This is a genomic window from Streptococcus sp. HMSC034B05 (genome assembly GCF_001809055.1).
Lineage (GTDB): Bacteria > Bacillota > Bacilli > Lactobacillales > Streptococcaceae > Streptococcus > Streptococcus constellatus.
The window spans coordinates 54,071-77,877 of sequence record NZ_KV795594.1 but is presented as its reverse complement, the minus strand read 5'-3'; the positions used below and the strand labels follow the sequence as shown (position 1 = coordinate 77,877).

20 protein-coding genes are annotated in these 23,807 nt (G+C 37.8%); 2 read left to right on the top strand and 18 right to left on the bottom strand.

What is annotated here, in order from left to right; all coding sequences use genetic code 11:
- Positions 1-50: 50 nt before the first annotated feature.
- The 3 genes from HMPREF2542_RS02375 to HMPREF2542_RS02365 form a co-directional block, all read right to left on the bottom strand.
- Positions 51-461: a peptide deformylase gene (locus tag HMPREF2542_RS02375; protein WP_058669827.1), complete on the bottom strand. Its 411-nt coding sequence runs from the start codon at positions 459-461 to the stop codon at positions 51-53.
- 65 nt (positions 462-526) lie between these two features.
- Positions 527-1,426 carry a fructokinase ScrK gene (scrK, locus tag HMPREF2542_RS02370; protein ID WP_003074417.1) on the bottom strand — a complete coding sequence of 300 codons (900 nt, stop codon included), beginning with the start codon at positions 1,424-1,426 and terminating at the stop codon, positions 527-529.
- Between the two features lie 139 nt (positions 1,427-1,565).
- On the bottom strand, positions 1,566-3,464 hold the full coding sequence (locus HMPREF2542_RS02365) for a sucrose-specific PTS transporter subunit IIBC (RefSeq protein ID WP_070484252.1): 1,899 nt from the start codon (positions 3,462-3,464) through the stop codon (positions 1,566-1,568).
- 192 nt (positions 3,465-3,656) lie between these two features.
- Between HMPREF2542_RS02365 and HMPREF2542_RS02360 the strand changes: the two genes are divergently transcribed.
- Together HMPREF2542_RS02360 and HMPREF2542_RS02355 are read left to right on the top strand one after the other, a co-directional pair.
- Positions 3,657-5,111, top strand: coding sequence for a sucrose-6-phosphate hydrolase (locus HMPREF2542_RS02360; RefSeq protein ID WP_070484250.1), 1,455 nt, complete (start codon positions 3,657-3,659; stop codon positions 5,109-5,111).
- On the top strand, positions 5,092-6,057 hold the full coding sequence (locus tag HMPREF2542_RS02355) for a LacI family DNA-binding transcriptional regulator (RefSeq protein WP_058669830.1): 966 nt from the start codon (positions 5,092-5,094) through the stop codon (positions 6,055-6,057). The genes HMPREF2542_RS02360 and HMPREF2542_RS02355 overlap by 20 nt, the downstream gene beginning before the upstream one ends.
- Before the next feature lie 84 nt (positions 6,058-6,141).
- Here the strand turns inward: HMPREF2542_RS02355 and HMPREF2542_RS02350 are convergent, their stop codons facing one another.
- From HMPREF2542_RS02350 to truA, 15 genes are all read right to left on the bottom strand, one after another.
- Entirely contained in the window at positions 6,142-6,960 is an 819-nt protein-coding gene (locus HMPREF2542_RS02350; protein ID WP_058669831.1) for a Cof-type HAD-IIB family hydrolase, read from the bottom strand.
- Positions 6,961-7,144: 184 nt separating this feature from the next.
- Positions 7,145-8,068 (bottom strand): ATP-binding cassette domain-containing protein, encoded by a 924-nt coding sequence (locus HMPREF2542_RS02345; RefSeq protein ID WP_003070566.1) that lies wholly within the window; start codon positions 8,066-8,068, stop codon positions 7,145-7,147.
- A gap of 10 nt (positions 8,069-8,078) precedes the next feature.
- Positions 8,079-9,146: an ABC transporter ATP-binding protein gene (locus tag HMPREF2542_RS02340; protein WP_006268109.1), complete on the bottom strand. Its 1,068-nt coding sequence runs from the start codon at positions 9,144-9,146 to the stop codon at positions 8,079-8,081.
- A gap of 8 nt (positions 9,147-9,154) precedes the next feature.
- Positions 9,155-10,081: an oligopeptide ABC transporter permease OppC gene (gene oppC, locus HMPREF2542_RS02335; protein ID WP_003070571.1), complete on the bottom strand. Its 927-nt coding sequence runs from the start codon at positions 10,079-10,081 to the stop codon at positions 9,155-9,157.
- The gene (locus HMPREF2542_RS02330) at positions 10,081-11,577 is read right to left on the bottom strand and encodes an ABC transporter permease (RefSeq protein ID WP_003070574.1); all 1,497 of its coding nucleotides are present in this window, start codon (positions 11,575-11,577) and stop codon (positions 10,081-10,083) included. Before HMPREF2542_RS02330 ends, oppC begins: the two co-directional genes overlap by 1 nt.
- A gap of 363 nt (positions 11,578-11,940) precedes the next feature.
- Positions 11,941-13,920, bottom strand: coding sequence for a peptide ABC transporter substrate-binding protein (locus HMPREF2542_RS02325; protein ID WP_020998025.1), 1,980 nt, complete (start codon positions 13,918-13,920; stop codon positions 11,941-11,943).
- 195 nt (positions 13,921-14,115) lie between these two features.
- On the bottom strand, positions 14,116-16,092 hold the full coding sequence (locus HMPREF2542_RS02320; protein WP_049477122.1) for a peptide ABC transporter substrate-binding protein: 1,977 nt from the start codon (positions 16,090-16,092) through the stop codon (positions 14,116-14,118).
- 159 nt (positions 16,093-16,251) lie between these two features.
- Positions 16,252-16,941 (bottom strand): B3/B4 domain-containing protein, encoded by a 690-nt coding sequence (locus HMPREF2542_RS02315; protein WP_058669833.1) that lies wholly within the window; start codon positions 16,939-16,941, stop codon positions 16,252-16,254.
- A gap of 162 nt (positions 16,942-17,103) precedes the next feature.
- Positions 17,104-18,714, bottom strand: a complete 1,611-nt coding sequence (locus HMPREF2542_RS02310) for a CTP synthase (RefSeq protein ID WP_037597962.1) — start codon at positions 18,712-18,714, stop codon at positions 17,104-17,106.
- Positions 18,715-18,957: 243 nt separating this feature from the next.
- Positions 18,958-19,545, bottom strand: coding sequence for a DNA-directed RNA polymerase subunit delta (gene rpoE, locus HMPREF2542_RS02305; RefSeq protein WP_003070583.1), 588 nt, complete (start codon positions 19,543-19,545; stop codon positions 18,958-18,960).
- Positions 19,546-19,780: 235 nt separating this feature from the next.
- Positions 19,781-21,064, bottom strand: coding sequence for a trigger factor (tig, locus tag HMPREF2542_RS02295; RefSeq protein ID WP_037597966.1), 1,284 nt, complete (start codon positions 21,062-21,064; stop codon positions 19,781-19,783).
- A 120-nt stretch (positions 21,065-21,184) separates the two neighbouring features.
- Complete coding sequence (locus HMPREF2542_RS02290) at positions 21,185-21,748, bottom strand: TIGR01440 family protein (RefSeq protein WP_022524559.1); 564 nt, start codon at positions 21,746-21,748, stop codon at positions 21,185-21,187.
- Between the two features lie 84 nt (positions 21,749-21,832).
- The gene (locus tag HMPREF2542_RS02285) at positions 21,833-22,309 is read right to left on the bottom strand and encodes an ECF transporter S component (RefSeq protein WP_006270221.1); all 477 of its coding nucleotides are present in this window, start codon (positions 22,307-22,309) and stop codon (positions 21,833-21,835) included.
- Entirely contained in the window at positions 22,287-23,060 is a 774-nt protein-coding gene (locus tag HMPREF2542_RS02280; RefSeq protein ID WP_070484245.1) for a bifunctional hydroxymethylpyrimidine kinase/phosphomethylpyrimidine kinase, read from the bottom strand. Before HMPREF2542_RS02280 ends, HMPREF2542_RS02285 begins: the two co-directional genes overlap by 23 nt.
- Positions 23,050-23,799, bottom strand: coding sequence for a tRNA pseudouridine(38-40) synthase TruA (truA, locus tag HMPREF2542_RS02275; RefSeq protein WP_003070588.1), 750 nt, complete (start codon positions 23,797-23,799; stop codon positions 23,050-23,052). The genes HMPREF2542_RS02280 and truA overlap by 11 nt, the downstream gene beginning before the upstream one ends.
- Positions 23,800-23,807 lie beyond the last annotated feature (8 nt).

Genomic DNA, 23,807 nt, shown 5'->3' with positions numbered 1-23,807 from the left:
TCTTCACTATTAGTCGATTTTTTCCGACATAGCATATATTACACGTTTTTCTATATCAAAATACCTTCCAAGTGATCCAATTCATGCTGGCAAATTTGTGCTGAAAAATCTTTCAAAGTTAGCGTTTGTTTTTGCCAATTCTGGTCCAAATATTCAACCATAATTTCCTTATAACGAGTCGTCAAGCAACTTCCCGAAAGTGATAAACACGATTCTTCTGCTTGATAAGGAGAGGACTTCCTTTTCAAAATAGGATTGAACATGATAACAGGCACCATACCATACATGAAAATAATCGCTCGTTTTTGCACCCCAATCATATTGGCCGCCATTCCGACACACCTATCTTGATTTGCTTTTAAAGCATCTAATAAATCCTGCCCAATTTCGATATCTTCTTCGGTCGCCAATTGCGCTTTCTGTTGTAAAAATAATAGATCTTTTACAATTGGTTTAATCATTTTCCTCCTCATAAGAAAAGAGCAAGTTCATTCAATATCCTTTTACTTGCTCTCAATTCACTTAATTATCCTTTGACTTTTTCACTGACTTTTTTAGCTAAGACAAAATTTCCAAGTGTTGCTGAGCCATTTCCAGCAACAGCTGGTGTCACAATATAGTCACGCACATCAGGTACTGGCAGATAACCATTCAAAAGAACAGTGAATTTTTCACGAACTCGATCCAGCATATGTTGTTGCGCCATGACCCCTCCACCAAAGACAACCACATCAGGACGGAAAGTCACTGTCGCTTGAATCGCTGCTTGCGCAATGTAATAAGCTTGAATATCCCAGACAGAGCTGTTGAGTTCTATATTTTCTCCTCGAATGCCAGTACGAGCCTCTAAGCTAGGCCCAGCAGCCAATCCCTCCAAACAACCATTATGGAATGGACAAACACCATTAAATTCTTTCTCTACATCCATCGGGTGTTTCGCAACATAATAATGCCCCATTTCAGGATGACCTGTTCCACCAACAAATTCACCACGTTGAATAGCACCAGCACCAATACCTGTTCCAATCGTATAATAAACCAAATTTTCAATACGACCACCAGCATTGTTTCGTGCTACTATTTCACCGTACGCAGAGCTATTAACATCTGTCGTAAAGAAAATCGGCACATTCAATGCACGCCGCAAAGCACCAACAATATCAACATTTGCCCAGTGTGGCTTGGGTGTCGTTGTAATAAAACCATATGTTTTTGAATTTGGATCAATATCAATCGGTCCAAAGGAACCAATTGCCAATCCCGTCAAATTCTCAAAGCGTGAGAAAAATGCAATTGTTTTATCCAATGTTTCAATCGGTGTAGTCGTTGGAAATTGCGTTTTCTCAACCACTTCAAAATTGTCGCCACCAACTGCACAAACAAATTTTGTACCACCAGCCTCTAAGCTTCCATACAATTTTGTCATTTCAAAACCTCTTTATATTTTGTTTTATTCTCTCTTCATTATAGCATATATTCATGTCACTTCTGAGTACAAATTTCAGTTATTCTTCTCTTTTTCAAAGAAAAGCGAACAAACATTCATTTGCTCGCTTTATCTTACATTAGACTTTCAACTCAATGACAGCCTCTCCCTTAGTTACTGCCCCCTCTGCAACAGGAGTGACAGAAGCGTAATCAGCCGTGTTGGTAACAATCACCATGGTTGTGTCATCAAGACCAGCGGCTGCAATTTTGGCAACGTCAAATGTACCAAGAACATCACCTGCTTTGACTTCAATACCTTGAGTAACTTTTTGATCAAATCCATCACCGTTCATAGAAACTGTGTCGATACCAATATGAATCAAAATCTCAGCTCCATTTGTCGTTTTCAATCCGTAAGCATGACCAGTTGCAAATGCGATTGTCACTTCTGCATCAGCAGGAGCATATACCACACCTTCGCTAGGTTTTACTGCGATTCCTTGTCCCATAGCACCACTTGAGAACACTGGATCATTAACATCTTTCAAATCAACGATTGAACCAACGATTGGAGAAAGGATTGTTTCGTCAGTAAGAACTGGCGCAGCAGCTTCATTCGCTTCGACTACTTCTTTAGCTTCAGTAGCTTCTTCTTCAGCATCTTTATAACCAAATGCATAAGTCAAACCAAATCCAAGACCAGTTGTTACAAGTACCATAAAGATATATTGAAGAACTTGACCATTCAGATAGAGAAGCGTACCTGGGATGATGGTAATCCCAAATCCAGTCCCAGCAAGTCCAAGAATAGAGGCTAACCAACCACCAATAGCACCGGCAGCAAGACCCAGAACGAATGGTTTACCATAACGCAAGTTGACCCCGAAAATAGCTGGCTCAGTGATTCCAAGACCTGCAGAGAGAGCTGCTGGAAATGCAAGAGCTTTTAATTTTTTAGATTTTGTTTTTACACCAACTGCAAGAGTTGCACCGGCTTGGGCTGTCATAGCAGCTGTAATAATCGCATTAAAGGCATCTTTTCCTTCATTGGCAATCAATTGCGCTTCTAATAAGTTGAAGATATGGTGCACACCTGTTACCACAATTAGTTGGTGAATACCCCCAAGAATCAAACCTGCTAAGCCAAACGGTAAGGCAAGAATAGCTTTTGTTGCAGCAAGAATGACATTTTCAAGTGAATGGAAAATTGGACCAATGATAAAGAGACCCAGAACTGACATCACAAGGAAAGTCAAGAATGGCACAACAAGCAAATCAAGCACATCTGGAATTTTCTTATGCAACCATTTTTCAAGCTTCGCACCAAGTAGACCAATGAAGAAGGCTGGCAAAACTGAATTTTGATAACCAACGACCGGAATAAAACCAAAGAACATGATCGGCTTGGCATCACCAGAAGCAACAGCCCAAGCATTTGGAAGAGCTGTATTTACCAGCATCAAGCCAAGTACAATACCAATAACCGGATTCCCACCAAATACACGGAAAGCCGACCAAGAAATCAAAGCAGGGAAGAAAGCAAAAGCTGTATCTGTCAAAACGACTGTATAAGTATAAAAATCTGATGCAGCAAAAGCTTTTGAGGTTGTTCCAAATAATCCAAGAATCGTATCATTATTAATCGCACCACGAATCCCCATGAAAAGACCTGTTGCTACAATGGCTGGTAAGATAGGTACAAATACATCACCAAATGTACGAACAGCGCGTTGGAACCAATTTCCTTTTTTAGCAGCTTCTGCTTTTTGTTCACCAATTGAAGAAGTTGGTAAGCCAAGTGCAACCACTTCATCATATATTTTATTAACGGTACCAGTCCCAAAGATAATTTGATATTGACCTGAATTAAAGAATGCTCCTTGAACCTTCTCAAGATTCTCAACCCTGTCTTTAGCAATTTTAGCTTCATCCTTGACCATGATACGCAGACGGGTTGCACAGTGAGCAACACTACTTACATTGTCTCGTCCACCGATGGCTTCAATGACTGCTTTTGCAATGTCCTTATTTTCCATTTGCATCTCCTTATTGAAAATAATTAACTTTTATGAAAGCGATTTAATCGCTCCTACGACTATTATTTTAACACGATTTAAAAATATGTCAAGCGTTTTGCAGAAGTTTTATTTTTTTTCTGCTAAAAAGTTGATTTTTCTAAAGAAAACGTTTACTATATAAGTAAGAAAACTATATTGGAGGATAAAAGATTGGCTTGGACAACCGAACAACGCTACAAACGTTATGAAAACTGGACAACAGATGAAATCAATCAAATAAAAGAAAATATTGAAAAATCCCCTTGGCATACTAGTTACCATGTAGAACCTCAGACAGGATTACTCAATGATCCAAACGGCTTCTCTTATTTTAATGGTAAATGGATTGTGTTCTATCAGAACTTCCCTTTTGGAGCAACCCACGGTCTAAAATGCTGGGTACAGCTCGAAAGTGATGATTTAGTCCATTTCACAGAAACTGGTCTACGAGTTCTACCAGATACGAAACTGGATAGCCACGGCGCCTACTCTGGCTCTGCTATGCAGTTTAATGACAAGCTTTTCCTTTTTTATACCGGAAATGTTCGCGATGAAAATTGGGTACGCCACCCATACCAAATCGGAGCATTGCTGGATAAAGAAGGGAAACTCGAGAAGATTGATAAAGTCTTGATTGAGCAGCCAAAAGAAGCTACAGATCACTTTCGCGATCCACAGATTTTCAATTATAAAGGCCAGATCTATGGCATTATCGGCGGACAAAATCTGGACAAAAAAGGGTTTATCAAGCTTTATAAAGCAGTTGAAAACGACTATACAAACTGGGAAGAAGTCGGCGATTTAGACTTTGAAAATGACAATACAGCCTATATGATGGAATGCCCCAATCTTGTCTTTATTGATGAAACACCTGTTTTGCTCTACTGCCCTCAAGGTTTATCAAAAAAAGTTGCTCCTTACGACAATATTTTCCCAAACATGTATAAGATAGGTCAATCGTTTGACATAGCAAAGACAGCAATTGTCGATCCTAGCCCTCTGCAAAATTTAGATTATGGATTTGATTGCTATGCAACCCAAGCTTTCAATGCTCCAGATGGCCGTGTCTTAGCAGTCAGCTGGTTAGGTTTGCCGGATATTGCTTACCCATCTGATCGTTTTGATCATCAAGGAATTTTCTCGCTTGTCAAGGAATTAACACTAAAAAAAGGAAAACTCTATCAATATCCTGTTCAAGCAATCCAAAACCTGCGGAAAGAGAATAAAGTATTCACCAACCAAGCAAAAACAAAAAACAGCTATGAACTGGAATTAGAATTTGCAAGTGGTTCACAAACTGAAATCGTCCTCTTTGCAGATCAAAAACACAAAGGCCTCCGTATTCACTTCGATATCAAAAATGGTCAAGTAACAATTGACCGTAGTGAAGTTGGCGAACAATATGCTCTTGAATTTGGGACAGTTCGCCGCTGTATGATTGAAAACCAAACTACAACTGCCTCAATTTTCATTGATAAGTCAGTTTTTGAAATTTTTATTAACAAAGGAGAGAAAGTATTTTCAGGTCGCATTTTCCCACATAATGACCAAAACGGCATTTTTATCACTGAGGGAAATCCAACCGGAACTTACTATGAATTAGATTATGGTCGCAAAACTAACTGATGTAGCAAAACTAGCAGGGGTCAGCCCCACAACTGTTTCCCGTGTGATTAACAAAAAAGGCTACCTCTCAGAAAAAACAATCACAAAAGTAACTGAAGCTATGCGAGAATTAGGCTACAAACCTAATAATCTCGCTCGCAGCTTACAAGGAAAATCCGCTAAATTAATTGGATTGATCTTTCCAAATATTAGTCATATATTTTATGCTGAACTCATTGATAAATTAGAACACGAGTTATTTAATAGAGGTTACAAAACAATTATCTGCAACAGCGAACACAATTCAAGCAAAGAAAAAGAGTATCTGGAGATGCTAGAAGCCAATCAAGTCGATGGCATTATCTCTGGCAGCCATAACTTGGGAATTTCGGATTATGACCGCGTAACAGCCCCTATTATCTCTTTTGACCGCAACTTATCTCCTTCTATCCCTGTTGTATCTTCTGACAACTATGCTGGTGGAACCCTAGCCGCAGAAACATTGGTCAAATCTGGAGCTAAAAAGATCATTATGATTACCGGAAATGATAATTCCAATTCACCAACAGGTCTCCGCCATGCAGGCTTTGCCTCTGTCCTACCAACCGCTCCTATTATCAATGTATCTAGCGACTTCTCCCCCATTCGCAAAGAAATGGAAATCAAAAATATCTTAAAAGATAAGAAGCCTGATGCTATTTTTGCTTCAGATGATTTAACTGCCATTTTAATCATGAAAGTCGCTCAAGAACTGGGGATCAACATCCCAGAGGAACTAAAAGTTATTGGTTATGACGGAACTTATTTTGTGGAAAATTACTATCCACAGCTCGCCACTATTCAGCAACCATTAAAAGATATAGCTTGCTTACTGGTCGATTTATTGCTGCGAAAAATTGAAGGAGAAAAAGTTCCAACAACGGGTTACTTCTTACCTGTTCACCTTTCTTCAGGAAAAAGCATTTAACACTGTAAAATAATGAAAACCCACTTAATTTCTCCATACTTAAGTGGGTTTAATCTTTATACGTTTCCTATGGACTTCTATTAATTATTCTACAAGGAGAAACTTATCAATTGCCTGCGCGCAGCCATCATGATCATTATCAGCTACGATGACATCCGCCAATCCTTTAATACTCTCATTAGCATTTCCCATAGCAATGCCCAAGCCTGCTTCACGAATCATACTTTCATCGTTATCTGCATCACCAACAGCAATAATCTGTTCCATAGGGAGTTGCAAATATTGAGCCAGGTGAGCTAAACCTTGCCCTTTTTCAACACCCCGCGCTGTTAGTTCAAGACCACTTACTTCTGATTTTATCATGGCAATATCCTCAGATAACAAAACCTCATACGATTGATCTCGTTCATCAGCTGTTAAGTGATAGATGTTGATCTTACCAAAATTTTCTCTTTCCTTTGCTAACAAATCACAGATATTATCTACTAATACTGCTGTTTCATCATACAGTTCAGTATAAATTTCCATATAGTAGTTCGCAATGTTCTCAAAATGAGAGCGCTGAAGATAGCCTTGTCCATTGATCATACCGACCACCATTAAATCGTTAGCTTCTGCCAACGCCTTCACTTTATCCACTACAACAGCAGGTAATGTTTGCTCCGCTAAAGTTTGCTTCATTTCCAAATCATAAATCAATGCACCACTAGCAAGAACGGCATAGCGAATCCCTTGCAAATCTTTTTTATAAAGACCTAGTTCTGACAGAGAGCGCCCTGTTGAAAGTGCAACTTGTTTTCCAGCTGCATGCGCTCTGTCAATAGCTGCAATACTACTTTTAGCAATCGTCTTTTGACTGGTCAAAAGCGTTCCATCCATGTCAAATGCAATCAATTGATACATAACATTTCTCCTTTTTATACTAAAACTAGTATAGCATAAAAGCTCAAAAATAGTAAAAAAGCTTAAAACCATGTTATCAAAAACGTTGGTTTTAAGCTTTTTTATTGTCGTTCATTCCTTAATTTTAACTAGAGACTAAGTTCTTATTTAACCTCTTTAATTGTCAACAAAGTTGAAGATCTATTTACAATTCTTTTTTATACTTTTCAACTTCTGCTTTATTAGCCCAGACAAAGTGTCCTGGACGAATTTCAACCATTTCTGGCTTATCTACTGAATAATCATGTTGAGCAGCATCATAAACCTTCAATACTTTCTTCCGCTCCAATATTGGGTCTGGAATTGGGACAGCAGATAGCAATGACTGCGTATAAGGATGGATTGGATTATTGAAGAGTTCTTCTGTTTCAGCCACCTCTACAATCACACCCTTATAAATAACAGCAATACGGTCTGAGATAAAACGTACAACTGATAAATCATGGGCAATGAAAAGATAGGTCAAGCCCAGATCTTTTTGGAATTTCTTAAGAAGATTTAAAACTTGTGCGCGCACAGAGACGTCAAGTGCTGAAATCGGCTCATCTGCAATCACAAAATCTGGCTCCATAACAAGCGCACGAGCAATCCCAATCCGTTGACGCTGACCACCAGAAAATTCATGCGGATAGCGGGTCAAATGCTCTGATAACAACCCTACCTCATGAATAATATCTTTCACCTTTTTCTGACGTTCTTCTTCATCTTTAAACAGATGGAAATTATACAGACCCTCTGAAATAATATAATCAACTGTCGCACGTTCATTCAAACTAGCAGCAGGGTCTTGGAAAATCATTTGAATCTTGCGAATCACTTCTGATTCTTCCTCTTTTGATTTCTTACCATTGATTCTCTTTCCATCAAAGAAGATATCTCCCTTGCTAGTATCGTTCAAACCAATAATGGCACGACCGATTGTTGTCTTACCAGAGCCAGATTCTCCTACAAGTGAAAACGTTTCTCCTTTATTGATAAAGAAATTAGCATTTTTTACAGCAACAAATTTCTTGCTTCCTTCACCGAAGGAAATTTCCAAATCTTTAACTTCTACTAATTTTTCAGGCATTTCCTTCCTCCTAAGCGTCTAAATGAGCAAAACCCATTTTTGAGCTAATTTTTTCATGTAAATCATCAATAACAGCAGGTTTATTCACTTTTGGAGCATTTTCATGAAGCAACCACGTTTTTGCCCAATGTGTATCTGATACATAGATTTGAGGTGGTTTTTCCTCAAAATCAATTTCCATCGCATAATCTGAACGAAGAGCGAAAGCATCTCCTTGCAAGTGTGAATAAAGAGACGGCGGTGTGCCAGGAATAGAGTAAAGCTCTCCTTTATCATCTGCCAACTGTGGCAAGCTTGATAACAAGCTCCAAGTATAAGGATGACGTGGATCATAAAAGACGTCTTCTACTGTACCATACTCGACGATTTCTCCAGCATACATAACGGCAACTTTATCCGCAATACTTGCTACCACTCCAAGGTCGTGGGTGATAAAAATAGTAGTGAATTGATACTCTTGTTGCAATGATTTCAACAAATCAATGATTTGTGCTTGAATGGTAACATCAAGCGCTGTTGTAGGTTCATCACAGATTAGAATATCAGGACGACAAGCAAGCGCAATGGCAATAACGATCCGTTGACGCATTCCTCCTGAATATTGGAAAGGATACTCACTAAAACGCTTTTCAGCATCAGGAATACCGACTTTATTCATATAGTCAATAGCCATTTCTTTCGCTTCTTTTGCCGTTTTCTTTTGATGTTTTACAATAACTTCTGTAATCTGGCTACCAATCGTGTTAATTGGGTCTAAACTTGTCATTGGATCTTGGAAAATAGTCGCAATTTTAACACCACGAATAGGTTCCCAATCTTTATTGGATTTCAATTTTGTCAAATCTTGTCCACGATAGTTAATCGATCCTTGCGCTACTCGACCATTATCCTCTAACATTCCAGTAAAAGTCTTTGTTAAAACAGATTTACCAGAGCCTGACTCTCCTACGAGAGCAAGAACTTCACCTTCGATGAGGTCAAGCGATACACCACGAATGGCAGTTAAGACTTTATCACGAACGTCAAATTCCACGACAATATCGCGGGCAGTCAATATTACATTTTTTTCTTGTGTCATATTTACTCCTATCTATGTGTACGTGGATCACTAGCATCCGCTAAGTTCTGACCGACAACGAATAGGGAAAGGGAAACCAAAATCAACGTTGTTAATGGAATCCAGAAAAGATATGCATTTGTTGTAACATTTTGTGAATAATCCGAAATCAAACGCCCTAAACTTGGCACCGTCACAGGAAGTCCCAAACCAAAGAAAGACAGAAAGGCTTCGTATGAAATGAAACTTGGAAGTAATTGTGAAGCAGTTGTCACAATCACAGAAACCAACTGTGGCATAATATTTTTTACAATGATTTTAACAGTCGGTGTTCCCAAAGTGCGACTGGCAAGGTTATACTCTAAATCACGATAACGTAGAATTTGGATACGAATATTGTAAGCAATCCCAATCCAACCAGTGATGGTCATAGCAAAAATCAAATTCCAGAAACCTGCACCGATTGAGTAAGTCAAGACAATGACAATCAAAAGCGGTGGAATGTTAGAAATGATATTATAAATCTCAATCATCACACGATCGACAGTCTTTGAAATTCCCCAGATACCACCAATAACAATACCAATCACAAGGTTAATCATGGTTGCAATAACTGAAATAAGAATAGAGTTACGTGCTCCAAACCACACTCCGTCAAAGAGGGATTTTCCGTTACTATCTGTACCAAACCAATATTGGGAATTCGGTTTGATATAACGAGCACTAAAATCATTTACTTTACTTACATCATTAAAATCGAAATTTGAAAAAATCGGATAGATGAAACTCATCAAAACAATTGCAACAAGAATACCCAACATAGCAATTGTTGATTTTTTCCTTAAGAATTGACGCATAACAGATTTCCAGTAAGAATAAGCTGGTGCATCAATTATTTCAGAGGCAAAATCATCGCGTTTTACAAATGTGAACTTACTTTTATCAATTGTAGCCATTATTTACCTCCTTTTGATGTTAATTTAATACGTGGGTCAAGCATGGTCATCAGAATATCACCCAATAGAAGAGCGAAAATAGAAAGACATGTAAAGATAAATACAAGACCAACGACCATAGAATTATTAGATGCTTTAACAGAGTCAATCAGCATTTTACCCATTCCAGGGAAAGCAAAGATTGTTTCGGTCAAAGTCGCACCTGTGATAACTCCGATAATAGCACCAGGTATACTGGATACAAGTGGTACCATGGCGTTTTTAAAAATATGTTTATTTGAAATTTCTTGTTCAGAGAGACCTTTTGCCCGTGCAAAACGAACAAAGTCTTGTGATTGCAGGTCAATCATATAACGACGAATCCAAACAGCTGTCCAAGGCGCACTCAAAAGCCCAAGAATAACTGCCGGAAGAACATAGGAACGCCAATCTCCTGCTCCCAAAATAGGGAAGGAATCCGGCAATCCAAGAGCCGAACCAATCAACCGAATGATATAAACCAAAGCGATAGTTGGCAATGACATCAAGAATGTCAAGGCTCCTGTCGAAATACTATCAAACAATGTATTCTTAAAGCGAGCCATGTAAGATCCAAGCGGAACAGCAATTAAGTAAGATAAAGCCAGACCAATCAAACCAACAATTGAAGAACTTACAATCATTGATGGATATTGGTAGTTACTTTCTGTTGCCGTATATGGATCATCTTTTCCATAATTGGCAACATCACGCGCATCGGCTTGTTTTGGAGATTTATAAGTTCTTGTATAAATGTTGACAGACGAAGTTTTCTTACCTGTCGGGAATTGAACTTCAGAAGTTTTCGTTTGTCCTTGCCCTTGCGAAATAACTTGTAAAACAGGAAGATTCGCATAAGTTGGATAAGAAATACCTAGATTTAATCTCACAAAATTTTGATGGATAAATGGAAATTGACTGTTGAAATATAACAAGTATTTATGTTTCGTTCCAGAACCAACAACAGACCAACCAATAGCAGGATCATTTTCAATACGAAGATAACGCTTCAAGTTTGGATTAGAAGCATCTTTCACAGCACCTGTATGGTCAATTTGAATCAAATTGCCATAGAAACCAAGAACGCGTTCATAAACTGGAACCTCTCGAGTTGCATAAAATTGCTTACTTTCTTTGAATTGCTGCAATTTCCAACCACGCCCCAACTTTTTGATGTAAGCTTCATAGATTTTTTTATTTGCATTAGTAGGTTCTACTGTTACAGAAGGATTCTCTTTACTAGCTTTTTCTTGTAATTCCTTCGTATCATAGTAGTCAATGTAACCCATACGCTCAAAAATTGTATTTTCATAATTAGTCTTTTTATCAGGAGTTGTAGCTATTTTATTATAGTTTGGATCCTGCTTGAAAATCAACTTTCTTGGCACCATAGTATAGATAATGGTGTAAGTCAATGTTGTTACCATGAAAATAGATACTAAAGAGCGTAAGATACGCATAAAAATATATTTCTTCATTTACCGTTTCCTTTAAAATCCCAAAAGAACTTTCTCCCCTGTTAGAGAAAGTTCTGATGAGAAGTTTATTTTACATGATCTGCTAATTCTTTGGTATTTACTGATTTAGCATGAGTCACATCAGATATTCTACTTCAATCACTATGATTAAGTTATTAAACCTAACCTGTCAGTCAAGACCGAAGGAAGGGATAGAAAAATGTCACGCGTTACGACAAATACCTATTTTCGATTTTAGAATACCTTCAATTTTAAACTGATTGTTTAAAATTATACCACAATTCTAGTCAATTGTAAAATCAATTGTCAGAATATTTTTATCATAAATGAACCTTTTTTGTTTTTCTGTTAAATTTTTTTCAATTATTTAACATGATCTGCAAGTTCTTCTTGAGCTTTTTTATTAGATTTTGATCGCTCTTTATTCCATTTAGTCATAGCTTTCTTGTACTGATCTTGTGTAACAGGCTCATCTTGGAGTTCAAGATATTTATATAGAATGATTTCACTATTCCCTTTGTTTCCTGACCAAGCAAATGGATTAGTAAATGGCACTGTGCGAGAAAGAATTGGGCGACCCGTTAGCGTTGTTGTTGGAATAACTAATGCATTATCAGTCAACCAAGCTTGGGCTGCCGCATATTTTTCATAGCGTGCATTCGTATTAGTGGTTTCTTTTTCAGCCTCGTTCAACAGCTTTTCATATTCGTTCATACCGACTTGTGCTGCTGCAGCGTTATTCGTACCTGCATCAAATCCTAGATAGGTCTTTGTGCTTTCACCGCTTGAAGGTTTGATGATATCAAGATAGGTAGATGGATCTTGGAAGTCTGGACTCCAACCAACATTATCAGAAAGATCCCAATCTTCTGCAGCTGCAGATTCAGCAAAGTAAGTGATATTATTTACATCGTCTTTAGACATTTGTTGAATGTCAATCACAACATTTTCTTTGCCAAGATTTTTTTCAATCGATTGTTTCAATGATTGTACACGTTGAACTTTATTCGTTGCCGTTTGGTCAACTGGCATGTCAATGTGGATTGGGAATTGAACACCGTCTGCTTGAAGCGCTGCTTTCGCTTTGGCTAATTTTTCCTTGGCTTTCGTTGGATTGTAAAGACCGTCTTGCGCATCATTTAAGTTGACATCTTTCCAACTTTCATCGTAGCTGACTAATTTTTCTTTGACCAATTCTCCAAAGTTCTTATCATCTGTTTGAACAAAAGTTGGTGGTACAAAGAGATTACGAAGCATCTTTGTCGCACCATCTTTCCCATTTACTTGTGACGCATAAGCTGTGCGGTCAAATGCAAATGTAATTGCTTGACGGAAATCTTTATTCAATAATGCTTTCTTAGTAGATGTCTTTTGAGCATCTGTTGTCTTTGATGTGTGATTGTAAGATTGACGATCGATGTTTGTAGCCACTAGATAAGTGGTTGCATCTTGTGGAGTATAAACGATGTTGTTTTTGTATTTCTTGCTGACGGAAGCATAACTTGGACTAGTTGGAAATACTTTTGCATTGGTAAATGAACCGTCACTAAATCCTTTAGCAAGTTTATCTTGGTCTTGACCATCATAGTAAGACAATTTGATGTTATCAATGTGTACATTTTTCTTATCCCAATAGTTTGGATTTTTAGCCAATTCAACAGATGATTTTGCAGTGATAGATTTTAGCAAGTATGGTCCATTATAAAGAAGACTAGATGGGTCTGTTGCTTGTGCAAATTTATTTCCTTTTGATTTCAAAAATTCTGCATTAACTGGCGCTAAAACCCCCATCGTAGTCTTTGAATTCCAAAAGCTTTCTGGTCGATTCAGAGTATATTGAACCGTATAATCATCAACCGCTTTGATACCGACAGAAGAGAAATCTTTATTTTCACCCTTCATGTAAGCATCCAGGCCTTTGATTGAATCTTGTACCAAATAAATAGCATCGGATTTCTTATCTGCAGCGTGTTTCAAACCAGTCACAAAGTCTTGCGCTTTGACTTCGGCATACTCTTCACCTTCGGATGTATACCATTTGACACCTTTACGAAGTTTATAAGTGTAAGTCAAGCCATCTTTGGAAACCGTCCAATCCTTTGCCACAGAAGGGATTAAATTTCCGTAACGGTCATTTTCTAAGAGTCCATCAATGACATTACTTGTAATATTTGAAGTAGAAGCCTTCCCAGTTGTCAAATAATCCAAATTATCTGGATCTTGCTCATAAACATATGAAAATGTTTTATTGCTAGAACTTGTTTTAGAGCCAGAACAAGCCGTTAAGGCTCCTGCTGTAAGTAGGGTAACAGCCGCTAAAGCAATGATTTTACTTTTCTTCATGAATATTCCTCCCAAATTCATTATTTTTATACATTCTAGCACACAAACAGTAAAAAGTAAATAGAATTTTCTAAATTTTATGACATATTTTGAAAGCTGATTTAATAAGGTTTATGTTAATCTATTAACCTTTAGAAATTAAAAAAGCAGGTTTTCCTCACCTTTTAGTGAGTTTTACCTGCTTTTATCATTGTATTATTTTACATGATCAGCTAATTCATCTTGAGCTTTTTTATTAGACTCGGCTTTTTCTTTTTGCCATTTCTTCTTAGCTGCTTCATAGTCCTTCTTCGTGACAGCATCTTTACCGACTTTAATATATTTATAGTAGGTTGAGCTACCTTTACTACCTGTTTGCGCAAATGCACCTGAGAACGGTTGAATGCGTGACACAAAAGTTCCGGCACCTGTTGAAGCCATTGTTGGCAAGACAAGCGAGCTATCTGTCAACCAAGCTTGTGCTGCTGCATATTTTTCATAGCGTTTTGCAATATCTGTTGTTTCTGCACCTGCTTCATCGACTAATTTATTATATTCGTCCAAGCCAACTGCTTTAGCACCGGCATTTTCACTACCAGAGTCAAAACCAAACCAAGTCTTCGTATTGTCAGAAGCCGTTGATTTCAAAATATCAAGATAAGTAGATGGATCTTGATAATCAGGATTCCAACCAACAGCACCTGAAATATCCCAGTCTTCTCCAGCTGCATTTGGAGCATAGTAAGTGACGTTATTAAAGTCGTCTTCTGACATCATATTCAAGTCCATGACAACATTTTCTTTGCCGAGTACTTTTTCAACAGATTGTTTTAAAGACTGCATCCGAGCAACGTAGTTCTTAGAAGTTTCTACAACAGGAACGTCTAAGTGGATTGGGAATTTCACACCTTGAGCTTGCAAAGCTTCTTTTGCTTTTGCAAATTTTGCTTTTGCTTTTGTTGGATTGTACAAGCCATTTTGTGAATCAGCTAGTTTGACACCCTTCCAGTCATCGCCATAGCTTGCTAATTTTTCTTCTACAACATCACTAAATGATTTTTCACCAACTTGAACAAAATTAGATGGTACAAACATATTACGGATTGCTGTGGCAGCACCATCTTTACCATTTACTTGTGCTGCATAAGATTCGCGGTCAAGTGCAAAGTTCAAAGCTTGACGGAAGTCTTTGTTCAACAATGCCTTTTTCGTTGAATTTTTTTCTTCATCTGTTTTCTTAGCCGTATGGTTGTAAGATTGACGGTCAATATTAAGGGCTAAAGCAGCCGTTCCAGAGCCTGCTTCTGCTGTATAGATATTGTCCTTGAATTGTTTTTCAAAAGTTGCAAAGTTTGAACTTGTTGGGAAGAGGCGTGCGTATGAGTATGCCCCATCTTTGAAATTACGAGCCAATGAGTCTTGGTCTTGACCATCATAGTAAGCAAGTTTAATGCTATCAACTTTTACTTTATCTTTATCCCAATAATGTTTGTTTTTAACATACTCTACCGCAGATTTTGCTGTGATAGCTTTCATCAAGAATGGTCCATTATAAAGGATTGAGTTAGGGTCTGTTGATTGGCCAAATTTATTTCCTTTAGATTTCAAAAATTCTGCATTGATTGGCCACATAATGGCAGAGGTTGTCTTAGAATTCCAATATGGTTCTGGCTTGTTCAATGTATACTGAACAGTATAATCATCAACCGCTTTCACACCTACCGTTGAAAAGTCTTTTGTTTGACCATTCACGTAAGCATCTAAACCTTTAATTGAGTTTTGAACCAAATAAAGCGCCTCAGATTTTTTATCGGCAGCATGTTTCAGTCCAGTTACAAAATCTTGCGCCTTGACTTCAGCATATTCTTCACCTTCTGATGTGTACCATTTGGCACCCTTACGAAGTTTATAAGTATAGGTTAAACCATCTTTTGATACAGTCCATGACTTAGCCATTGATGGTACAAGATTTCCATATTTGTCATTTTCTAACAATCCGTCAACTCCATTTGTCACAAGATCGCTAGTGGTTGCTTTTCCTGATGTTACATAATCCAAAGTTTCTGGATCACCAGAATACACATAACCAAATTTTGTTTCAGCTGAGTTCGATTTCGAACCCGAGCAAGCTGTTAAAAAACCAGCAGTTAGTAGGGCTACCCCTGCTACTGCAATAATTTTACTTTTTTTCATAGGTACCTCCGAAAACTATGATATATTCTAATTATACTATATCTTACTAAAAAGTAAAGAATTTTCAAACAAATCTTTTACTAAAAAATGTTATTGTGCTCCAAATGCCTTCAAAAAAACAGATTTACTTCTCGTATCCTATCAGTGAATGCACTGTTTTTATCTCTCTTTCTCTGAACAAATGACATACGTTTCAAACTCTAGATTCGGCATACATTCTGCTAAATCGTTCTCAATGCGCTCCAGTGCTTCCAAACGCATTTCAACAGATGTATGTGCATTCCCTTGAATAATAAAAATGGCGTTTTGGGTTTCATCATCAAATTTATAGTGTTCTCCATCGCGAACATCTAGCCATGCTAAAATTCCTTTTTGATCACGATAAACATAATCAGTCTGTGAAACGTGTTTTTCCGTAGATAAAATCGGTAGAAACACATCTTCTTTTTGACTAACTGTAAATTCAATTTGCCCTTCTATTTTATCCAAATCATGCCCACCGATGGCTAATAAAGAATGTAAAGATTCAACATTATAAATATCAATAATACTATTAATATTCGGGATGGATCCACGATGTCGAATATTCCGAATAAGCGCCAAAACGGTAGGAGGATTCTTCTTGACACTACGTCCGACACTTTGCAATAAATCCTTGTAGCCTTGAATGACTGGAGTATCAGACACCTCATCGATATCGCAATTCAATGCCCACTTTTCCATCTCTTTTTGCTTTTTCAAAAATGAAGCAGGTAAGGGTGCATGTGGGTCTACATTTTTAGCGATGCCAATAACCACATTTTTAATCCCAAGCATTGCGATACTTTCATTCAGTATAAACTTCATCATGATCCACCTCCGTTTCATTATTTATTGAGCTCATCAACTATTCAAATTGTATCATTTTTAGGAGAAAATTTCTTACTTTAGTTTTAAAATGCTGTCTTTCATTCATATTGACAAATTTTTCTCCTATGAGAAATGCTAAAAAGACTGGAATTGCTTCCAATCTTATTTCTCACTATTTTCAACTGCTGCTGTAACAAAAGCTGTATAAAGTCCTTCTGGACGATTAGGACGGCTAGATAATTCTGGGTGGTATTGACAAGCCACAAAGAATTTATTTTCTGGAATTTCAACAATTTCCACCAAGCGATTGTCCGGTGAAACTCCTGAGAATACAAAACCGGCATCTTCAAATTGTTGACGGAATTCATTATTAAATTCGTAACGGTGGCGGTGGCGACGCTGAACAACTTCTTGATTATCATAAGCTGCAGCTGCTTTGGAGCCACGTTTTAGTTTAGACGGATAAAGTCCTAAGCGAAGTGTCCCTCCCATATCTTCCACATCAATCTGATCACGCATCAAATCAATAACAGGATGTTGCGTATCAGGGTTCAATTCTGAAGAATTAGCGTCATTAAATCCTAGCACATGGCGAGCAAATTCGACACAAGTCAACTGCATGCCGAGGCAAATTCCAAGCATTGGCACATCATTTTCACGAGCATATTGAATCGTCGCAATCTTTCCTTCCGTTCCACGATGACCAAATCCACCCGGTACAATAATCCCGTCCGCATCATTCAGCAACTCGGCGACATTTTCAGTTGTGACATCATTCGCATTGATCCAGCTCAGTTTAATTTCTGCATCATTGGCGTAACCAGAATGTTTGAGAGCTTCCACAACAGAAATATAAGCATCTGGTAGTTCCACATATTTCCCAACCAGTGCAATTTTTACTTGTTTCTTCAAGTTCATGACTTTATCAACCATAGCAGACCAATCCGTCATATCTGCTTCTGGCACATCCAACTTCAAGTGATCACAAACGATTTGGTCCATGTTTTGCGCTTGCAGATTCAATGGAATCTGGTACAAATGTTCCACATCCAAGGACTCAATCACTGCTTCTGGTGCTACATCACAAAATTGTGCCAATTTGTTCTTAATATTTTGGCCAGCCGGTTTTTCAGTACGAATAACAAGCATGTTCGGTTGAATTCCAAGACCACGCAATTCTTTTACAGAATGCTGAGTGGGCTTCGTTTTCATTTCCCCAGCAGCTTTCAGATAAGGAAGCAATGTCGTGTGGATATACATCACATTATCTGCACCAACATCTGCCTTCATTTGACGAAGTGCTTCTAAGAATGGCAAGCTTTCAATATCTCCAACAGTTCCTCCTACTTCTGTGATAATCACGTCAGAGTCTGTTGTCGTTGCAGCGCGTTTAATTTTTTCTTTTAGAGCATCTGTAATATGTGGGATGACCTGAACAGTAGCTCCAAGGTACTCACCTTTGCGTTCTTTGCGAAGAACTTCACTATAAATCTTACCCGTTGTCACATTTGAATATTTGTTTAAGTTAATGTCAATAAAGCGTTCATAATGCCCGAGGTCTAAGTCAGTTTCTGCACCATCATCCGTCACAAATACTTCCCCATGTTGATAAGGGCTCATCGTTCCTGGGTCAATATTGATATATGGATCAAACTTTTGAATGGTTACCTTAAGACCACGATTTTTCAAAAGACGACCAAGACTTGCTGCCACAATCCCTTTACCGATCGAACTAACTACACCACCTGTAACAAAAATATATTTTGTTGCCATACATTCTCCTTATCTAAGATACAAAACTCATTTAGAAAACACACGAAAATGGGAAACGACTATTCATAAATCAACCTTTGCTTTTTCGATGTTTTCAGGCGTGTTCACTTCTAATAGCAAAAACAAAAACAGCTCCCTAGAGCTAGGGAGCTTTTGACTTCTTAAAAGAAGTGCCCGATATTATAATATCGCAGAATAAATTTTTTGTCAAATAAGAACAGAAGCAAACGTTAGCGGACTTAACTATTCTTCATCCTCTGAATCCACCTCATCATCTGAATAGTCTTCATCCTCTTCATTGAGTTCGACTTCTTCACCTAAATCATCAGGTGCAATTTCATTGATTTCAGCATCATACGCTTCTACTTCACTCTTTTCGTCGTCCGGATTATCCTCGTCATAATTAAGGGCAGGATCTGCTTCATATGAGTCTTCATCTTCTGGATCATCGTCATTGTAATCAATGGCATTTTCATCTCCGTCCATAAAGGCATTCACACGTTTTTTCTTCCGTTTCTTAGGAGTTTCTTCATCGTTATCTTCAAGGGCGATAATTTCCTCATCCACCTCGTCAATCGCATACCATGAACGCAAGCCCCATTTGTTATCTCCTAGAGGAATGAAACTGCCGTCTACATTTAACTCTGTATAAAAAAGCGGCAAGGCTTCACGAATATCACTATTTGATTTTTCAAGGTAATTTTGAATTTCATTGACAAGGTCATTAAAATACATTTCATGATTGCGACCACGTGTCTCTAAAATAGCACGCGCCACTTCAATCATAGAAAGTTCACTTTTTTCTTGTCCAGCAAATACTTCTAATTCCAAAATTGATCTCCTTTTAAGGTTTAAGAGCTTTTTTAGACTTGCTCTTAAAAATTAATTTGTTGAATTTTCGCTACTTTTCATTGTACGATAAAAATCTTCTTTCGTCAAAAAGAATTTTATTTTCCAATCAAGAAAATCACTCTTTTTCATCAAAATGACTTCTACTTTTATATAAAAGAAGCAAAAAGGCAATTCAGTCGAATCTCCGACTGAATTTGCCTTATGTATCATTAGATTATTTTACTTTTGCAGTACTTGTAATCAATTCAACGGCTTTTTTAATAACAATATCATGTTTCAACATATCTGTTGAAAGAAGTTGACGAACACGCTCCACTTCCATATTGTAGTCAGTTGCAAGTGAAGAAATTTCTGCTTCGATGTCTTCATCGCTCGCTTCAAATCCTTCTGCTTTTGCAACAGCTTCAATCACAAGATTAGTCTTAGTACGTTTTTCAGCGTCAGCTTCATGTTGTTTATGAAGATCTTCTTGAGTTGTACCAGTGATTTGGAAGTACATGTCTGGTGAAATACCTTGACGTTGCATGTTCCCAAGAAATTCATTTACAGAGCGATGAACTTCTTCGTGAACCATTTCTTCTGGCAATTCAACGATTTCTGCATTTTCTACTGCAAGGTCAAGTGCCGCAGATTCAACTGCATCATCAAACGCGATTTCTTTTGATTCAGCCAATTCTTTGCGGTATTTTTCTTTTAATTCATCCAGTGTTTCAACATCTTCATCAATGTCTTTGGCAAGTTCGTCATCTACTTCTGGAACTTCTTTTTCTTTGACTTCATGAATCGTAGTCACAAATTTAGCATCTTTACCTGCAAGATCTGTTGCTTGATAGTCTTCTGGGAATGTCACGTTTACTTCTACTGTTTCACCAGCAGCATGTCCAACTAATTGGTCTTCAAAACCTGGAATGAATTGACCGCTTCCAAGTTCAAGTGAGAAGTTATCTCCTTTACCACCATCAAATTCAACGCCGTCAACTGTTCCAACAAAATCAATCACAACTGTATCACCATTAGCAGCCTTATCTTCTTTCAATACAAGTTCTGCTAAATTATTGCGTTCGCGTTCAATTCTTGCATCTACATCTGCATCAGATACTTCTTTAGAGACATCAACAGATACTTCTAAGTTTTTATACTCACCTAATTTTACTTCGGGTTTTGTAACCACTTCCGCAGTAATGGTCCAATCTTGACCTTTTTCCATAGACGCCACATCAAATTGTGGTTGAGCAACAACTTCGATCTCTGCTTCTTTAACAGCAGCTTCATAAGCAGCTGGGAGAAGAGCATTTAATGTATCTTGGTAAAGAGCTTCTTCACCAAATCTTTGATTAAACACTGGACGAGGAAGATGACCTTTACGGAAACCTGGTACATTCAGATTTTTCTTAACTGAGTTAAATACACGATCCAATTCTGGCTTGATTTGTTCTTGACTAATTGTAAATGTCAAAACTCCGCGATTTGTTTCTTTGCTTTCAAATGATACAGACATTCTGTCATTTCTCCTTAAAATTTATTGAATACAATCAATTATACCATAAATACACGTTATTTCACAAATTTTCTAATGAAAAATTTAACGATTTTTCCGTCCATTTGCTGATTTTGCTCTTTATGCTTTCCGAATTTTATCTTTTTGGTAAGCAGCTCGCGCTCCACCGATTAGTTTTGGACGACTGGCAAGCGCAGTCACATGCGCTTCTCCTAGTTCTCGTAAAATTGGTCGTACTGGAATTTGGACGTGCTTAATATGCATACCAATTGCTGTATCTCCGATATCCATCCCTGCTTGAGCCGTAATAAATTCCACTTCAACTGGGTTGTTCATATATTTAAAAGCTGCTAATTGACCACTTCCACCAGCATGAAGAGTTGGCAACACATTGACAATTTCCAGATTTTGTTTCTGCGCCAATTCTTTCTCCACGACCAAAGCACGATTGACATGTTCACATCCCTGAACTGCCAAGTAAATTCCGCGAAGTGACAACATATCCAACATAGTTTTGACAACAACTTCTCCCACTTCTTGACTGGAATTTTTTCCAATATGCCCTCCAATCACCTCACTGGAAGACAAGCCCAGTACAAAAATATCACCGGAAGATAGTGCTGATTTCTCTAAAACATCTGCTAAAATGGTTTGAGTTTGTTTTTTCAATTCTTGTAAATTCATCATTTTACCTCGTTTCATTTTGTCATAAATACTTCTGAATATATTTACAAATAGAGCTTTTAAAAGCCCAAGAGGACACCGCCCTTATTTGTTTAACTTTTTCAAAACATCTGTCAACAGTTTATTCAAAATAGATCCGACAATTATCCCTAAGGTATTTTGGCAAAAGTTAGGAAATATTTCTGGAAAAGCCGCTCCCCAACCATGCATGATAGTGGAAGCAACAGCATAACCTCCTACCATAACAAGCGTAGCTAACACCAAACCGAGATAACGACTTTTTCCTTTAAAACCTGCAAAATATCCTTGTAAACTATGAAAAATCAAGCTAAAGAACATCCACTGCGGATAACCTGAAAGCAAATCAATGAGAAAGCCAGCTAAACCACCGACGATGGCTCCCTCTTTTCTGCCAAAATAAAAGGCGGTAAAGAAAATACCTGCATCAAGGAACGTTAAAATCCCCGTTGGTGTTGGAATTTTTAAATAGTAGCCCAAAACAACTGTCAACGCAGCAATCATGGACAAAAGGACAAGTTTATATGTCTGATTTTTTTTCATATTGAACAACCCCATATTGATCTGAATGTTGGATAGCTTGGTAAACAAATTTTTTTGAAATTTGAACTGCTTCAACAATTGATTTTCCTAACACTAACTGACTGGCAATGCTAGAAGCAAAGGTACAGCCAGCGCCCGTGTTATTGTTGTCTAAAACAGGTGATTCCAGAAATTGAAACTGCTCTCCATTATAAAAAACATCAACTGCTTTTTGAGAATCTAGACGATTCCCTCCTTTGATAACAACGGATTTAGCACCTAAGAAATGGAAAATTCTAGCCGCTTCTTTTACGTCTTCCACCGTTCGCAACTCTTTTTGAGCCAATAGTTCGGCTTCTGGTAAATTAGGCGTGATAATACTTGCATAAGGGAAAAATTTAATCAGTTCCTCTCGAAGTGCTGAGACCTCGACATCATGAGTTTCCTTGCAAACCAAGACAGGATCTAATACGACAGGAATGCCTGCATGAGCTTTCACAAAATCCAAGGCCAAATCTGCTATTTCAACATTTGGTAAGAGTCCTAGTTTGATGGCTGAGAAAGGCACATTCTTGAGAGAATGAAGCTGCTGAGAAAAAACAGTAGAATCAACAGGAATGACTTCAAAACCTTGCTCTGTCATGGCTGTCAGGCAAGTCACTGCCACAAAACCATGCAGTTGATTGACTGTATAAGTAGCTAAATCAGCGTGCAATCCGCCACCACTAAAGATATCATTCCCTGAAATTGCCAGAATAAGATTATTCCTCATATCGTATCTCCTTTAGATAAAGTCCGTTTGGTGCTGCTGTTGGTCCAGCCAAATGACGATTTTTCTCTGTTAAAATTCTATCAATTTGCTCAACTGGCATTCGTTTATTTCCAATTTTCAATAAAGTACCGACCATATTGCGAATTTGCTTATACAAGAAGCCATTGCCAGAGAAAGTAAAAATCAGAAAGTTGCGCTTCTCATCAAAATCTAAGTATGCTTTTGTAATCGTCCGAACTTTATTTTCCACACTAGTCCCTGAAGCTGTAAAACCCGTAAAATCATGAGTTCCTTCTAACTTTTCAATAGCTTCTTCAATCAAACTCAAATCAAGCGGATAAGGGTAATGGGTTGCATAATGGCGCATCATAGGATTTTTAGGACGCCCGATATCCACTATAAATTCATAGGTCTTGCTGTGTTTACAATATCTTGAATGAAAATCTTCATTCACCTCTTCTACGCTAATAAAATCAATGTCTTCTGGTGTCTGCGTATCAAGTGCGAAACGTAGTTTTTCTTCATCCCTTTTTTGTGGTAAATTAAAATGAATTACCTGCCCCAAAGCATGAACGCCACTGTCTGTGCGTCCAGCTCCATGAACGATGACAGGCTTTCCTCTATTGATTTTAGTTAAAGTCTTTTCAATCTCTTCTTGAACGCTGCGAGCATGAGGTTGCCGCTGAAAACCAGCAAAGTCATGACCATCGTAAGAAATAATCGCTTTATATCGTGTCATGTGTTTAT

Bases quoted from the DNA above. Each gene is read 5' to 3' on its own strand.
- HMPREF2542_RS02375 (WP_058669827.1), bottom strand. From the start codon at position 461: ATGATTAAACCAATTGTAAAAGATCTATTATTTTTACAACAGAAAGCG.
- scrK (WP_003074417.1), bottom strand. From the start codon at position 1,426: ATGACAAAATTGTATGGAAGCTTAGAGGCTGGTGGTACAAAATTTGTT.
- HMPREF2542_RS02365 (WP_070484252.1), bottom strand. From the start codon at position 3,464: ATGGAAAATAAGGACATTGCAAAAGCAGTCATTGAAGCCATCGGTGGA.
- HMPREF2542_RS02355 (WP_058669830.1), top strand. From the start codon at position 5,092: ATGGTCGCAAAACTAACTGATGTAGCAAAACTAGCAGGGGTCAGCCCC.
- HMPREF2542_RS02350 (WP_058669831.1), bottom strand. From the start codon at position 6,960: ATGTATCAATTGATTGCATTTGACATGGATGGAACGCTTTTGACCAGT.
- HMPREF2542_RS02345 (WP_003070566.1), bottom strand. From the start codon at position 8,068: ATGCCTGAAAAATTAGTAGAAGTTAAAGATTTGGAAATTTCCTTCGGT.
- HMPREF2542_RS02340 (WP_006268109.1), bottom strand. From the start codon at position 9,146: ATGACACAAGAAAAAAATGTAATATTGACTGCCCGCGATATTGTCGTG.
- oppC (WP_003070571.1), bottom strand. From the start codon at position 10,081: ATGGCTACAATTGATAAAAGTAAGTTCACATTTGTAAAACGCGATGAT.
- HMPREF2542_RS02330 (WP_003070574.1), bottom strand. From the start codon at position 11,577: ATGAAGAAATATATTTTTATGCGTATCTTACGCTCTTTAGTATCTATT.
- HMPREF2542_RS02325 (WP_020998025.1), bottom strand. From the start codon at position 13,920: ATGAAGAAAAGTAAAATCATTGCTTTAGCGGCTGTTACCCTACTTACA.
- HMPREF2542_RS02320 (WP_049477122.1), bottom strand. From the start codon at position 16,092: ATGAAAAAAAGTAAAATTATTGCAGTAGCAGGGGTAGCCCTACTAACT.
- HMPREF2542_RS02315 (WP_058669833.1), bottom strand. From the start codon at position 16,941: ATGATGAAGTTTATACTGAATGAAAGTATCGCAATGCTTGGGATTAAA.
- HMPREF2542_RS02310 (WP_037597962.1), bottom strand. From the start codon at position 18,714: ATGGCAACAAAATATATTTTTGTTACAGGTGGTGTAGTTAGTTCGATC.
- tig (WP_037597966.1), bottom strand. From the start codon at position 21,064: ATGTCTGTATCATTTGAAAGCAAAGAAACAAATCGCGGAGTTTTGACA.
- HMPREF2542_RS02290 (WP_022524559.1), bottom strand. From the start codon at position 21,748: ATGAATTTACAAGAATTGAAAAAACAAACTCAAACCATTTTAGCAGAT.
- HMPREF2542_RS02285 (WP_006270221.1), bottom strand. From the start codon at position 22,309: ATGAAAAAAAATCAGACATATAAACTTGTCCTTTTGTCCATGATTGCT.
- HMPREF2542_RS02280 (WP_070484245.1), bottom strand. From the start codon at position 23,060: ATGAGGAATAATCTTATTCTGGCAATTTCAGGGAATGATATCTTTAGT.
- truA (WP_003070588.1), bottom strand. From the start codon at position 23,799: ATGACACGATATAAAGCGATTATTTCTTACGATGGTCATGACTTTGCT.